Below are 14,548 nucleotides of genomic sequence, written 5' to 3'. Positions count from 1 at the left end.
CCTCAATGCCGGGGCTTTGCTCGGCTCGTTTGTCTGGGACATCAAGGCTGATGTGCTATCGGGCGACGAGCGATTCGCCCGCACGTTTTCCTATCCGCCAGGCCAGGACCTGGCCAACTTGCCACCAGCCATCGCCCAAATGCAGATTCATCCCGATGATCGCAGCTGGGCCCGGGAGCGGATGAATCAGTCGGTGGAAACCGGCGTGCCCTATAACGCCGAATATCGGGTCCTGCGTCCCGATGGCAGTTACCTGTGGGTGCTCGCCAGCGGGTGTTGCGAGTTCAATGAGCAAGGTGAAGCGTTGCGCTTTCCAGGGGTGTTGATCGACATCCACGAACGCAAGATTGCCGAAGAGTCCTTGCTCAAGTTCACCCGCAACCTGGAGCAACGAGTCGCTGAAGAAGTCGAGGCGCGGCTGGCGGCCGAAGAGCAACTGCGTCAATCACAGAAGCTCGAAGCCATTGGTGGTCTCACCGGTGGGGTGGCCCATGACTTCAACAACCTGTTGCAGGTGATCGCCGGCAACCTGCACTTGCTGGCGCGTCATGAGCCGGATAACGCCAACGTGCAGCGCCGGGTCGGCGCCTCAATTGCCGCAGTCGAGCGCGGGGCCAAATTGTCTTCGCAATTACTCGCCTTTGCCCGACGTCAGCCGTTGTCACCGGCCGTATGCGACCCACGGCAGATCTTCGAAGACCTCGGGGAATTATTGCAGCGCGCGCTGGGAGAGACGATCCAGATCAAGGTGTCCGCACCTGACGATCCATGGCACTTCTACGTGGACTGCAATCAACTGGAAAACGCCATTCTCAACCTTGCGATCAACGCCCGAGATGCCATGAACGGCGAGGGGACCATTGCCCTCAGCGCAGAGAACATCGTCCTCGACCGCAAGTTTTGCGCCGGCAAGGGCATCGTCGCTGGCGATTATGTCTGCGTGACGGTGGCGGACTCGGGCGTCGGCATGCCGCCGCAAGTGCTTGCACAGGCCTTCGAGCCGTTTTTCACCACCAAGGCTGATGGTCAAGGCACCGGCCTGGGTTTGAGTATGGTGTTCGGGTTCGTCAAACAGAGCGGCGGGCATATCGAGATTTCCAGCGTCGTCGGGCGGGGCACTCGGGTGCAGCTGTATTTCCCTCGCAGCTTGCGCCCGTTGCCTGACGAAACAATGCGCCATGCTCCGCAGCACCGGGGCGGGCATGAAACCATTCTGGTGGTCGAGGACAACGAAGCGGTGCGCAGTTCGGCCGTGGACTTGTTGTGCGAAGAGGGCTATCAGGTCCTGACCGCGGCCAACGGTGACCTGGCGATGCAGATGTTGCTCGACGGCGCGACAGTGGACCTGATCTTCACCGACGTGGTCATGCCCGGCTTGATCAAAAGCTCGGACCTGGCCGCCTGGGCCAAGRTGCAAAACCCTCCGGTGGCGGTGTTGTTTACCTCCGGACACACCCGCGACATCATTTCGCGCGATCACCAACTCAGCTCTGACACTTATTTGCTGAGCAAACCTTATGGTCCCGAGGCGCTGACACGAATGGTTCGTACGGTACTCGGTGGTTGATTCAAGGGGGGCTTTCCAGGCGCTCGGGCAAGGGGGTATCGCGTTTGCGACAGGACGACGAACGGACGCCGCTGGTCTGATAGACGGTCGACAGAACCGGGTAAGCGAGGCCATTCTGATAATTGGCGAACGCCATCGATCACGTTTGCCACCGATTAACAAACGGAGGTGTTCCATGCCGGTGACCCATGACCTTTATCAGGACTTGCGCTGCACGAAGGAAGAGATCCAGCAAAAACGCACCAAGGATCCGTTACTGGATTCACTGCTCAACAAGTACACCCAGGCGGACGCAGAGGTGGTGAAGGCCGAGTCCGCACAATCGGATGCGCCCAGCGATGAGGTACTGAAGAAGCTCAAGGAGAAGCGTGTGCAGGTCAAGGACAAGATCGCTGAGCGACTTAAGACGCCGTCCTGAGGACGCTGTGCAGAATCACCGACGACCGGTGACTGAACAATTGGAACGGGGATCAATACGAGATCTGCGTTGATTCAAAATCAAAAGATCGTCTGAACGCGGTCCGAACCTTCGGGCGATCTTTTGGCTACACCCTCTATTTCAGTGCTGCACTCAATGGCAACCGCGCCATGTGCCGGGCTTTCAGCGACCCCAGATACAACCAGTCCCCATATTCGCGCACGGTGGTGATGGGTGAGTAGTTGCCGCTGCTGGCGTCCTGCAGATTGGCAATCACTTTGCCGTCGAGGTCCAGCCCCAGGACGAAGGCGCGCTTCTCCAGGGGCTTGGGCAGAATAGTCATCGCCCGCACGATCATTTTGCGTACCAGAGGGTAGGGCGCCGTGGTGTCGAGCAGTGCATTGCGCGGTGCATACAGCGCCACCCAGAAACGGTCGCGGCCATTGAATGCCAGGTTGTCCGGCAGCCCCGGCAAATTGTCGATGAACAGATCGTGGGTGCCAGCTTTCGGCCCGGTCAGCCAATAGCGGCTGATGCGATAGGCGCCAGTTTCATTGACCAGCACAAACGCGTCGTCAGGCCCCAGTGTCACGCCGTTGGCGAACTCCAGTTTGTCCAGCAGGACCGCCGTATTGCCTGTCTGGAAGTTATAACGCAGCAAACGGCCGTCGCCACCGTGCTCGATGATCGCCTCGCCGTCCTTGCCGTAGCCCCAACGGCTGGAGGAGTCGCTGAAATAAGCGTAATGCCCGGGCTTGTCGATGGCCACGTCATTGGTAAAACCGAAGGGCAGGTTGTTGGCCGTGGTGGTCAATGGAATCAACCGGCCCTGAGCGTCGAGCGACAGCAAGCCTTTGACCCCGTCGGCGATCACCAACAAACCATTGGGGTGCCGCGCCAGGCCCAGCGGCCGGCCACCGGTATCAGCCAGCACCTGGGTGGTTTTGCCGTCGAGGCTGGTGCGAATCAATCGGCCGTCATGCAGGCCGGTGATAAGGGCGTCTTTCTCCAGCAGCAACGCCTCAGGGCCGTCGATGTCAGCAGCACCGACCCGTTTCACGCCTTTGAGTCGCTGATTGTCGGCGTAGATGCCCTCGACGAGGGAGGGCGCCGTTGGCGGTGTCCAGGCTACCGGTTGAACCTTGGTCGGCAATAGAAACAGCAAGGCACTGATCACGATGATCAGCAGCAGCAACCAATGCCGAAACTTGAGGGGTCTTTTCATGCGCTGACTCCTGCCAGGGCCAGATGTTTTTGCGCCATCTCGCGTAACGCCAGCATCGACTCCGCCGATTCGCGCTCGATGCGCCGCTTGAGCACCRGACGATTGGCAATGCGCATTGCCAGGCCGCTGAAGCTGTATTCCAGAGTGCGGACAAACCGCGTGTCATCGCCCTCAACCTCACACTCGTAAGTCACCATCAACGACAGACCATGACTGCCTCGGGCCCGAGCCCTCCAGCGGCGTCCGGGCAGGTATTCGTCGACTTCCCAGCTCAAATGCCCCTCACGCCCGCCGGCCCGAATGTCTTCCTCGAATCGCTCCCCGGCATACAGCGGGCCGCTCTGGCCGTCGACCTTGAGGGAGGACGGATGCCACTGCGGCCAATGGGTCGCGGTGCTGGCGTAGGCGAGCACAGCCACTGGGTTTCCAGCGATGTCGATCACATGCTGCATACGGGTCATGGACGTTCTCGTCAGGTGCGGGGGCGCTTGCTCCGGTTCCCAGTAGAGGGTGCCGAACAGGTAGTCCATCAGGGGCAACACGATATTGAAATTGCGTTCCTGCATCAGCTCACGACGGTGATGCAGCTCATGCAGACGGCGCATCTGGCGGATCCACGGCAAACGCGTCACCGGGTTGCCGGGCGGTAGATGTTCGCAGGCATGGAACACCTCGTAGGTCAGGTAACCGAGCACCATGCAGCCGCCAAACAGCCCCGCGACGTTGCTATTGAACTGAGCCAGCAACCACCAGGCAGGCCCCGTGATGACAACGGTGTGCAACACGATCAGCCAGGCTGGAAACAGAATCACCCGCCAGTCGCGGGCGCTGTCACAGGTCATGTGGCCGGGGGTGAAAAAGCTGTGATGGTCACCGGCGTGACGGGCGTAGAACATCCGCGCCAGGCTCTTTTTGTGGTGCCCCAGATGCCGATGCACGACGTACACGCCGAAGTTGAAAAACAACAGGGTCAGTGGCACCGCCAGCCATTCCAGCGGTTGCACCTGATGCACCGTGCTCCAGAACCCACCGATGGCCAGCAACCCGAACAGCAACACAAWGGCGCCGTGCAACCAAGGGTTGTAGAGCGGATGAATGTCGGCACGGTAGCGCGCGCGGAACGCTTCGGTGGTCTGCCTCACTGGGTTCACCTGTGGTTATTGTTATAACCAGCAGATTAGCCGATCCCGCCGCACAGGCAGGCCGAACCTTGAGGACACAAGCGCCATGCTCCGGTGCGAGACGCCCGTATGGTGTCAGGTCAGCGGGTTCCAGCGCTGGGACCAGTCGTCGTCCGTCTTGATCACTTCCCGCAGCAGGTCGAACGCCCGTTGCAGGGTCGCCGAATCGCGGTCCCGGGAGTAAACCAGATAGGTCGGGTAGCTGAACTCCGGAGCTTTGGGCACTTGTTCCAGCAAGCCGTTTTCCAGGTAACTCTGGACCACCCGAGTGCGGAAATAGCCGCTGCCGCCGTTTTCCAGGATGTATTGCAAGGCCAGCGGGCCGAGGTTGAAGCTCAGGGCTGCCTTGGCTTTTTCCGGCAGCGCGGCATCGTGCTGACGACGGAAGTCAGGGCCCCAGTCGATATACACGTAAGGATCGGGCCGTCCGGCCAGGCGCACCAGGATCAGTTTTTCTTCCAGCACCTGCTCGACTTGCAGGCGTGGCCAGTACTCGGGCTGATAGACCAGCGCCGCATCCAACACCCCCAATTCCAGTTGGCGCAGCAGGTTTTCGCCATCGCGGATTTCCATGCGCAGGGCGTGGCTGGGAATCTTCTCGCGCAGTTCCCCGGCCCAACTGAGCATCAACGGGTTGCACAGGCTGACCTCGCCACCGATGTGCAGCACGTCGCGGTAGCCCTCGGGCAGCGGCAAGTCCCGGCGTGCGGCTTCCCAGGTCTGCACCAGTTGATTGGCGTAAACCACAAAGGCCTCGCCGTTCGGCGTCAGGCGCGCGCCGGCGCGATTGCGCACAAACAGCGTGCTGCCCAGCTGACTTTCGAGCTTCTGCACCCGGGCAGTGATCGCGGTCTGGGTGACGTGCAGCTTTTCAGCCGCCGCGGCCAGGCTGCCGTGGCGGACAATTTCCAGAAAGGTGCGGGCGAGGTCGATGTCCATGGGCAGGCCGATGTGGGAGGTGCGGGCATTGTAAGAGCAGCCATGGTCTTCCGATACCGTCTGTGGCGAGGGAGCTTGCTCCCGCTGGGGCGCGAAGCGGCCCCAAGCTCCCTCGCCACAGAGTTCACTGTCCGGCCTGATCACCCGTGCCAAACAATCAGTCCGCCAACTCAACCTCCCTCACCACCGCCCAATCGGCCACCAACCGCTGCGGCGTGCCACACGCCTTGCGCTTAAGCACAAAATTTTTGCTCTTCTCGGCGAACTGTTTACGGTTTTGCACCATGTCCTGATGCATTTCTTCCAGCTCGGCATTACGGCAGTGCTGCATCAGTTGAGGATCGAGCTGACTTTTGCGCTCACGTATCGCCTGGTACGCCGGATCACTCAACGCACCATTGGCACGCTGCAATAACCAAAGACCAAACTCATCCGGACAGCGCGGACCGATTTCCTGGACCATGCCTAACTGCAAGGCCTGGAGGGCGCTGATCGGCAGGCAGTCTTCGGTGAGTTTTTCCGCCATCGCCGGGCCGACGGCGCGGGGCAGGCTGTAGGTCCAGTATTCGGAGCCGTACAGGCCCATGGTTTTGTAATGGGGGTTGAGCACGATGTCGGAGCGGGCGAAAACAATATCGGCAGCCAGCGCCAGCATCACGCCACCGGCCCCGGCATTGCCGGTCAGGCCGCTGACCACCAGTTGCCGGGCGCTGAGCAGTTCCTGGCAGACGTCGTCGATCGCCTGAATATTGGCCCAGGCTTCCAGCCCCGGAACTGCTGCGGCCTGGATCACGTTGAGGTGCACGCCGTTGGAGAAACTGCCGCGTCCACCCTTGATCAGCAGCACTTGGGTGTCCCGGGACTTGGCCCAGCGCAGGGCCTCCACCAGTCGTTGGCACTGTTCGGTGCTCATGGCGCCGTTGTAAAACTCGAAGGTCAGCTCGCCGACATGCCCCGACTCGCGATAGCGGATCGGTTGATAGCTTTCGTTGTTAAATGGCTGAGAGGCGATCGACCAATCAAGGGTCGGGACGTGCGCAAGCTGTTCAGCGAGTACATGCCGGGCCGGACGCTTGAAGGTTTCTTCGCCGGGCCGGGGTTTGCGTCGCAGCGAACCGATCCACAGGCTGTGATCACCGGTCGCGACCAGCACCGCATCGTCGTGCACCGCGAGAATCTCTCCCGGCGTGCCGCTGCGCGAATCCAGATGAGCGTCATACAGGTAATACTGACCGCCGGCCAGGCTGGCCAATACGCCGGGCTGACCGTCGGCGGCGTCGATGCTGCGTTTGATGAAGTGTGCGCTGTCGTGCCAGCTGAAGATCCGGTCAGCTTGCTTCATGTTTGGCTGTAAGCGGCCAATCACATGGCGTTGGCTGTAGTCCAAAGGCACTGGCTCGAAACCGTCGATAAACTTTTCCACGACTTCGCGGATACAGGTGATTGCCGCGTCGCTGACGCGCCCGTTGTACAACTCGGATTTGYGCAGACCCTGGGGCAGGTTGAATTCACAAGTGGCCCAGACCGGCCCGGCGTCCATTTCCTCCACTGCTTGCAATGCGGTCACGCCCCAACGGCTGAGTTCACGGGTGATCGCCCAGTCCAGCGCACTGGCGCCACGGTCGCCGACGATACCCGGATGAATGATCACTACAGGACGCTGGAGATTGCTCCACAGTTGTTGTGGCACCCGATCCTTGAGGAACGGGCAGATCACCAGATCGGCGCCGGAATGCTCGATCTGCTCGCACACTGCCTCTTCATCGGTGAACAGCACCACGCTGGGCGAGTGGCCGGCCTGACGCAAGTCCAGCCAGGCCCGCTGGGTCAGGCCGTTGAACGCCGATGCCAGCAGAATGATTTTCAATGACCGCATGATTGACTCTTCCTTGAGAATGATCGGCCGCAGGCTCCCGATGAGCCGTCCTTGGCCTTCGATGGAAGAGCGATAGTAGAGAGTGTGGGGGGGAGGGCAACTGATCGAGATCAAGCTTGTGTCAGCGAGTGTTGCAGAGGCTCAAAATCAAAAGATCGTCCGAACGCGTCCCGCGCCTTCGGACGATCTTTTCTCTTTTCAAAACGCAAAACACGAACAGCCAAACGCCCCCCAGAACCCTTGAAAGTCACTGACCGGTGCCGACGACAATCGCGCTCGTTCATGGCTATGGGCATGCACCGCGCAAGCGCCCACACACTGGTGCACTTGCGCGGTCATTGGCGCCAGGGGTTTCCAGTGCCCCGGCACATTCACCACGGGCGACCACTCAGGCACCACCGGGATTGGCGGTGGCCCCAGTTTTTCAAACTCGACGCTACCGTGGACGATCTTGCCGTCGACAATGGTCAGCACCGACTCGATCCACTTTATGGCTTCGTCTTCGATGTGAAAGTAATCTGCCGACAGCGCAATCAGGTCCGCCAGTTGCCCGACTTTGATCTGACCTTTCTTGCCCTGTTCGGAGGAGAACCAGGCGCTGCCGTGGGTGAACAGTTCCAGTGCGGTATCGCGGCTCAAGCCTTGTGGGTACAGGGCTAATCCGCCGACGGTGCGGCCGCTGACCAGCCAGTACAGCGAGGTCCAGGGGTTGTAGCTGGAGACGCGCGTGGCATCGGTGCCGGCGCCCACTGGAACGCCCTCGGCGAGCATGCGTGCGATCGGTGGCGTAGCTTCGGCCGCTTTGGCGCCGTAACGGTCGACGAAGTATTCGCCCTGGAACGCCATGCGGTCCTGAATCGCGATGCCGCCACCCAGGGCCTTGACCCGTTCGATGTTCCGGGGGGTGATGGTTTCGGCGTGATCGAAGAACCACGGCAAACCGTTGAACGGAATATCCCGGTTGACCTTCTCGAACACGTCGAGCATGCGGCTGATGGATTCGTTGTAGGTGGCGTGCAGGCGGAAGGGCCAGCGCTGTTCCACCAGATGGCGCACCACCGGTTCCAGTTCCTGCTCCATGGTTTGCGGCAGGTCGGGGCGTGGTTCGAGGAAGTCTTCGAAATCCGCTGCCGAGAACACCAGCATCTCGCCGGCGCCGTTGTGCCGCAGGAAGTCATCGCCMTGGCCGTAATGGGAAGTGCTGGTCCAGTTCTTGAAGTCGGTCAGTTCTTCCTTGGGTTTCTGGGTGAACAGGTTGTAGGCAATGCGCACCGTGAGCTGTTGATCTTTGGCCAGTTGCTGGATGACTTGATAGTCGTCCGGGTAATTCTGATAACCGCCGCCGGCATCGATGGCGCTGGTGATGCCCAGTCGATTGAGTTCGCGCATGAACTGGCGGGTCGAGTTGACCTGATACTCCAGCGGCAGCTTCGGCCCTTTGGCCAGGGTTGAGTAGAGGATCATCGCATTCGGGCGGGCGATCAGCATGCCGGTGGGGTCGCCATTGGCATCGCGCTGGATCTCGCCGCCCGGCGGGTTCGGCGTGTCACGGGTGTAGCCGACCACTTTCAGTGCGGCACGGTTGAGCAGGGCGCGGTCGTAGAGGTGCAGGACGAATACCGGAGTGTCCGGCGCGGCTTTGTTCAGATCTTCAAGGGTCGGCATGCGTTTTTCGGCAAACTGGAACTCGTTCCAGCCACCGACCACCCGCACCCATTGCGGGGTAGGGGTGCGGTCGGCCTGATCCTTGAGCATGCGCAACGCATCAGCCAGGGACGGCACGCCTTCCCAGCGCAGTTCGAGGTTGTAATTGAGGCCGCCACGAATCAGGTGCAAGTGGGAGTCGTTGAGGCCGGGAATCACCGTGCGCCCATGCAGGTCAACGATTTGCGTGCCGGGGCCTTGCAGTGCCATGGCCTGGGCATCGCTGCCGACCACCACAAAATGCCCGTCCTTGATCGCGACGGCGCTGGCTTGGGGTTTCTTGCGGTCGACGGTGTGCAGGCGTCCGTTGTACAGAATCAGGTCGGCGGGGGTGTCGGGCATGGTTTTACTCCCTGCGGTTAGCGGACTGATCCAGGCACCGATGGCGCCTGCCGAAAGACCTTGCAGTACACGGCGGCGACTGAAGTCATTGTGCTCGTCAGGTGGGCTCATGGCAGTGCTCTCCACACAGTTCTTCATAAAAGAAGCGAGGGCAAACAGCCGATGTCTGACGCATGCGGCCAGAAGGAATATAGACGGCATATCCACAGATAGCCGTTTTCCGAGGGTGAAAAACGACGAATCCCGCCACGAGGGGCGGGATTCGCATGCAGCCAGAGAGGCTCCCGAGAGCGGGAGCCGTCGTCTTAGCCTGGGAACAGCTCGGACAGTTTCATGGCCAGCATCATGTCGCCTTCAGCGCGCAGCTTGCCGCCCATGAACGCTTGCATGCCGTCGGTCGAACCGTCGACGATGCCTTCCAGGGTTTCGCCGTCCATCACCAGAGTCACCTGGGCGTCCGGGTTTTCGCCTTCTTGCAGCTCGCAGGTGCCGTCTTTGACGATCAACGAGAAGTTCTTGGTGTCGTCGATGCGGAAACCGAATACCAGGTCCAGACCGGCAGCAGCGGCTGGGTTGAACTTGGCTTTCATTGCTTGTACGGCATCAGCTACGGAGGTCATGGTTCGATCCTTTCTTGGGTAATAAGAGCTGGGTGAATACAGCCAGGGTCACAATAGTCCGGAATCAGCGAAACGTGATGAGTTCCGGGGCCTTCAGCAGTTGCAGGTGTGTATGACTGTTGAAGGAAGCCAGGGCCACCTCGCGACCACGAAACTTGAGCAGGTTGAGCGAGGTGTTGACGATTTGCCAGTTCAGCTCAAAGGCCTGCCGGGCAGGCATTTGCGTAATAAGGTGGAGCAGGGCAGTGATGGTGCCGCCGGAGGTGAACACGGCGATTTTCTGGGTGTTGTCGGCATGTTCGAGCAGCCGCTGCAGGCCAGCCTGCACACGATCGACGAAGCCCAGCCAGCTTTCCAGGCCCGGTGTGTCATAGGTACCGGCGAGCCAGCGCTCGATAATCAGGGCGAAGATACGCTGGAACTCGGCACGGTTTTGCGCGGCGTTGCGCAGGATCTCCAGCGCCTCGGGTTCGTCTTCCAGCATGGCGGGCAGCAGGGCGCGGATCACCGCGTCGGCGTCGAACTCGTTGAAGGCYGAATCGATTTCCAGGGGCGGCACCGGCAAACCGACGGTGGCGTACTGTTCCAGCGCGCTGGTGGCCGTGTGTTGCTGACGGCGCAGGTCGCCCGACAGGCAGCGATCGAAGCTCACACCAAGCTCGGCCAGGTGCCGGCCAAGGACTTCTGCCTGGCGAATACCGGTCGGCGACAGAACGTCATAGTCGTCTGCACCAAAGGAGGCCTGGCCATGTCGAATCAAATAGATGCTGCCCACGTCCGCGTCATCCCGGTACGTTGAAGGTTTGGCGAGGTTATGAGGATGACGGTGAGCTGTCAATGAAAAAACATACGCTTGTTTGAAATGCCCGTTACAGGCCTGTTGCTAGTGTCCTGTCTTACAAATACGTTTCTCTTTTGACGAGTGTTGTCGTCAGGCGAGGAGCGGCAATGCAGCATGACGGCAACGGACGCCGTAAAAAGGGAACAGTATTTGTGAGACAGGACACTCGAGGTTTCACGACTGGTCGCCGGGCCGGCTCATGGGTATGCTGAAGGTATCCCGCGCGTGTTCATGCCGCGCATCGTGTTGAAGGAGTCTCTGTGGAGTTTTTGTCCGAGTACGCCAGTTTCCTGGCTAAAACCGTGACACTGGTGATCGCCATTCTGGTGGTCCTGGCCAGTTTTGCGGCGTTGCGCAGCAAAGGTCGGCGCAAGTCGACCGGCCAACTGCAAGTCAGCAAACTCAATGATTTCTACAAAGGGCTGCGCGAACGCCTGGAGCAGACCTTGCTCGACAAGGACCAGCTCAAGGCTTTGCGCAAATCCCAGGCTAAAACCGAGAAAAAGCAAAAGAAGAAGCCCGAGGCCAAGCCGCGGGTGTTCGTGCTGGATTTCGACGGTGACATCAAGGCGTCGGCCACTGAAAGCCTGCGCCACGAAATCACCGCGCTGCTGACCCTCGCCACGCCAAAGGATGAAGTGGTGCTGCGCCTGGAAAGCGGCGGCGGCATGGTTCACAGCTATGGCCTGGCATCTTCGCAACTGGCGCGCATTCGCGAGGCCGGCGTGCCGTTGACCGTGTGCATCGACAAGGTCGCGGCCAGCGGCGGCTACATGATGGCGTGCATCGGCGAGAAAATTATCAGCGCACCGTTCGCGATTCTCGGCTCGATCGGCGTGGTGGCGCAGTTGCCCAACGTCAATCGCCTGCTGAAAAAGCATGACATCGACTTCGAAGTGCTCACGGCCGGTGAGTACAAGCGCACCCTGACAGTGTTTGGCGAAAACACCGAGAAGGGCCGGGAGAAATTCCAGGAAGAGCTGGACATCACCCATCAGCTGTTCAAGAACTTCGTTTCCCGCTATCGCCCGCAACTTGCTATCGACGAAGTGGCCACCGGTGAAATCTGGCTCGGTGTTTCGGCACTCGACAAGCAACTGGTGGACGAGCTCAAGACCAGCGACGAATACCTCGCTGAGCGCGCTAAACAGTCCGAGCTCTATCATTTGCATTACGCCGAACGTAAAACCCTGCAGGAGCGCATCGGCATGGCGGCCAGCGGTTCGATCGATCGCGTATTGCTGAGCTGGTGGAGCCGGTTGACCCAGCAACGCTTCTGGTAACCGTACCAGGCATCACCGTCAGTAAAAAAACCGTGGATTGCCCACGGTTTTTTTTTGACCTTCAGAAGGTGTCCACTCACCCTCAAGAAATAACGAATTTTCCTAATGCCATTGTCGATCGGTCGCGCTTTCGTGTGGAGTCAGGTGGGGTAGGGTGACTGGCCTGAATTGACTGCAATGGATTGCACCATGAATGAGCTCCTTCACCACGTTGCCGCACCTCATCCAGCCCCATCGTTGCGAATGCGCGACGAACTGAAAGCTGCACTGGACATCGCTCTCCCCCAAACCCCCGGCCAGTTGGGCGCACACCTGATCAAGGAAAAATGGGGGCAGGACATCGACCCGCAGACGACCTTGATGGTCACCCTCGATTACCACTACAAGGGCCACCCTGAAGAGAACGGTTTCCAGCAGGGCCAGGTGGCGAACTCGCGGTCGCTGTTGCAAGCGCTGCTTTCAAATTACCAGACGGTTGGGGACGGCCGTTTTGCTGAAACCGCCTTTGGTCTGTACACACCGCCGGACGTCGGCCCGAGGGTGCGGATTGTCGAGCATGTCGATGAGTTCGCTGATTACGGCAGCGGCAATCACGACACCTATGAAGGCATCTATCGGCAAACGACGCCGCAGACTTACGGTCCCGCCTCACAACGGGAAACGCTGACCATCGAACAACTGCAAGCGGCGACGCGCACCCCTTTGTCCGTCAGGGCCGGCCGTTTGAAGCTATACCGTTACACCGCAACAGATATCTGGGCGTTCCGTGACACTGCCAGTCCCCGAGTGCTGTTGTACATCCCTGGCAACTCTTCCCCGCTGCACGAATTCACCGATGCCACTCAACTGCACCAATGGGTCGTCGCGCAGGGCAAGCTCAGCGAGACAAAACAGGCATTGGCCGCCCATTTTGCCGAAGATGATCGAGAGGACGGTACGTTTCATGCGGGGGTGCTGACGGCATTGGACGGCATGGCGCAGTACCCCGCGATGCATCGGCTGACCAACAATGCCGGTTTTTTCAATAACGACGGCTATTGGGACCCCGCCGATTACATTGGCTACGACAATCCGCCATCGGCGACCGATCCGTTTGCACAACTGGTGCTGACGATGAAGCAGGCCGCCCACGCCAGTATCGAAAGCATTCGTACCGATGCACAGGTCAATCGTGACAATTTAAGTGCGGTGGTCGAACCGGTGGTGCAATGGATCAACCGGTTCGGGCCATTGGCGTTGTTCGTCCCGGGAGGCGAAGGCATATTGGCGCTGGCCGGGCTTATTGACGCCGGTTACGGTCTTGATCAGGCAGTAAACGGTGAAACACCACGTGAACGGTCGGAGGGCGTGTCGCGCACCGTGTTCGGTTTGCTTAATGCGCTGCCGATCGGCGCACAGGCGGCGCTGAAGGATGAAGCGGCCGTCGAGTCAGTACGTCCGTCTTCGCAAATCGCCGTTGCCCCGACGCCCGAGCCACCGGTTTCCGTGCTGTCCTCCCGCGTGGAGCTGATCCGCGGAATCGGCCCGACTGTGGCGTCTTTCAGCGATGAAGTCCTGGCACAGATCGGCAAGGTCAGTGTGATTGACGATGACATGCTGCGACTGATGCAAACGGGGCGTCCACCAACGCCTTTACTGACGGATACGATCAGTCGCTTCAAGATCGATCAGGATCTGGGGGCAGCCGGCACGCCTGAGCAATTCAACAGGCGTTACGCCGCACTTCAACAGTCGGAACATGAGTGGGTGCGGCTGTTTCAGCAGCAATACCCGATGCTGCCCAAAGGTGCCATCGAACAAATGCTCGACCGCTATGGCGTGGATATCCAGCAAGCCCCCGATGTGACCGAGGTCAGGCAAGTGTTCACGCGTCTGGACAGCAAGGCGCGGCAGTACCAGCAGCATGTGCGGCTCAATCGCGCTTATGAAGGACTTTATCTGCGTTCGGTGGCGAGCCCGGACTCGGACATCCTGGCCTTGCACTCGCTGCAAAACCTGCCGGGCTGGCCGCGGAACCTGCGGATCGATGTCCTTGATCAATCCGTCGCGGGGCGAGTGCTGGACCGCATCGGCGCGCAGGATGCCACGGAGGTCCGGCGCTTGGTCAGAGTCGGACAGCACTATCTGCATCAGGCCTCGCCAACAGACTTTTATACGGCGCTTCTCGGTGTGTTGACGGACGACGACCGTTCAGCGCTGCTCCTGACGTCGCCTGGTTCAGTCGACGAACTACGACTCGCCATCAGCGACCAGGCGTTGCCCCGATCACAGGTGATACTCGGGCTGCGAAGAATGGACGGTGGGTTGCCGTTCGATGCCCACGGGCTCAGCGGCGGCGGTTTTCCGGGAACGCCCCAGGCCGAGGCGCTGACGCACCAGATGATGAGGCTGCAACTCAAAGAGGTCTATCCAGACTTCACCGATGCCCAGGCAGATGCGGTTCTTCAACGCGAAGGTGTAAACGCGCAGGCGCACATTGAGTGGTTGAAGCAACAGCTGCAGCAACTCGACATCGACCTGACCGCCTGGGTAGATCAGGTGGCGGATGACAT

11 protein-coding genes are annotated in these 14,548 nt (G+C 60.0%); 4 read left to right on the top strand and 7 right to left on the bottom strand.

Annotation, left to right across the window (positions count from 1 at the left end; genetic code table 11):
• A partial coding sequence (locus tag AC1DLB_RS06870; protein WP_477784782.1) for an ATP-binding protein occupies positions 1-1,567 on the top strand: 1,567 nt, incomplete at its 5' end.
• A 175-nt stretch (positions 1,568-1,742) separates the two neighbouring features.
• Positions 1,743-1,985, top strand: a complete 243-nt coding sequence (locus AC1DLB_RS06865) for a DUF465 domain-containing protein (protein ID WP_018927630.1) — start codon at positions 1,743-1,745, stop codon at positions 1,983-1,985.
• Positions 1,986-2,121: 136 nt separating this feature from the next.
• Here AC1DLB_RS06865 and AC1DLB_RS06860 read toward each other — a convergent pair whose 3' ends face one another.
• From AC1DLB_RS06860 to AC1DLB_RS06830, 7 genes are all read right to left on the bottom strand, one after another.
• Positions 2,122-3,210 carry an SMP-30/gluconolactonase/LRE family protein gene (locus AC1DLB_RS06860; protein WP_018927631.1) on the bottom strand — a complete coding sequence of 363 codons (1,089 nt, stop codon included), beginning with the start codon at positions 3,208-3,210 and terminating at the stop codon, positions 2,122-2,124.
• Complete coding sequence (locus tag AC1DLB_RS06855) at positions 3,207-4,352, bottom strand: SRPBCC family protein (protein WP_477784781.1); 1,146 nt, start codon at positions 4,350-4,352, stop codon at positions 3,207-3,209. Before AC1DLB_RS06855 ends, AC1DLB_RS06860 begins: the two co-directional genes overlap by 4 nt.
• Before the next feature lie 114 nt (positions 4,353-4,466).
• Positions 4,467-5,330 (bottom strand): LysR family transcriptional regulator, encoded by an 864-nt coding sequence (locus tag AC1DLB_RS06850; RefSeq protein WP_064617081.1) that lies wholly within the window; start codon positions 5,328-5,330, stop codon positions 4,467-4,469.
• 157 nt (positions 5,331-5,487) lie between these two features.
• A complete protein-coding gene (locus AC1DLB_RS06845; RefSeq protein ID WP_477784780.1) occupies positions 5,488-7,206 on the bottom strand; it encodes a hydrogenase maturation protein in 1,719 nt (572 codons plus the stop codon).
• Positions 7,207-7,404: 198 nt separating this feature from the next.
• Positions 7,405-9,252 (bottom strand): amidohydrolase, encoded by a 1,848-nt coding sequence (locus AC1DLB_RS06840; protein WP_477784783.1) that lies wholly within the window; start codon positions 9,250-9,252, stop codon positions 7,405-7,407.
• Positions 9,253-9,557: 305 nt separating this feature from the next.
• On the bottom strand, positions 9,558-9,872 hold the full coding sequence (locus AC1DLB_RS06835; RefSeq protein WP_007941766.1) for an SCP2 sterol-binding domain-containing protein: 315 nt from the start codon (positions 9,870-9,872) through the stop codon (positions 9,558-9,560).
• Between the two features lie 64 nt (positions 9,873-9,936).
• Positions 9,937-10,647, bottom strand: coding sequence for a histidine phosphatase family protein (locus tag AC1DLB_RS06830; protein ID WP_018927636.1), 711 nt, complete (start codon positions 10,645-10,647; stop codon positions 9,937-9,939).
• 326 nt (positions 10,648-10,973) lie between these two features.
• Here AC1DLB_RS06830 and sohB point away from each other — a divergent pair, with 326 nt between their 5' ends.
• Both sohB and AC1DLB_RS06820 read left to right on the top strand, forming a co-directional pair.
• Positions 10,974-11,996: a protease SohB gene (gene sohB, locus AC1DLB_RS06825; protein ID WP_018927637.1), complete on the top strand. Its 1,023-nt coding sequence runs from the start codon at positions 10,974-10,976 to the stop codon at positions 11,994-11,996.
• A gap of 189 nt (positions 11,997-12,185) precedes the next feature.
• On the top strand, positions 12,186-14,548 hold a 2,363-nt coding region (locus AC1DLB_RS06820), incomplete at its 3' end, for a dermonecrotic toxin domain-containing protein (RefSeq protein WP_477784779.1).

The organism is Pseudomonas sp. 05N434 (genome assembly GCF_056396965.1).
The sequence above is the reverse complement of the archived record's forward strand: the minus strand, read 5'-3'. Positions and strand labels throughout refer to the sequence as shown.

What these genes read in the sequence shown, in the direction of transcription:
- AC1DLB_RS06860 (WP_018927631.1), bottom strand. Translation starts at nt 3,210, where the DNA reads ATGAAAAGACCCCTCAAGTTTCGGCATTGGTTGCTGCTGCTGATCATC.
- AC1DLB_RS06865 (WP_018927630.1), top strand. Translation starts at nt 1,743, where the DNA reads ATGCCGGTGACCCATGACCTTTATCAGGACTTGCGCTGCACGAAGGAA.
- AC1DLB_RS06835 (WP_007941766.1), bottom strand. Translation starts at nt 9,872, where the DNA reads ATGACCTCCGTAGCTGATGCCGTACAAGCAATGAAAGCCAAGTTCAAC.
- AC1DLB_RS06850 (WP_064617081.1), bottom strand. Translation starts at nt 5,330, where the DNA reads ATGGACATCGACCTCGCCCGCACCTTTCTGGAAATTGTCCGCCACGGC.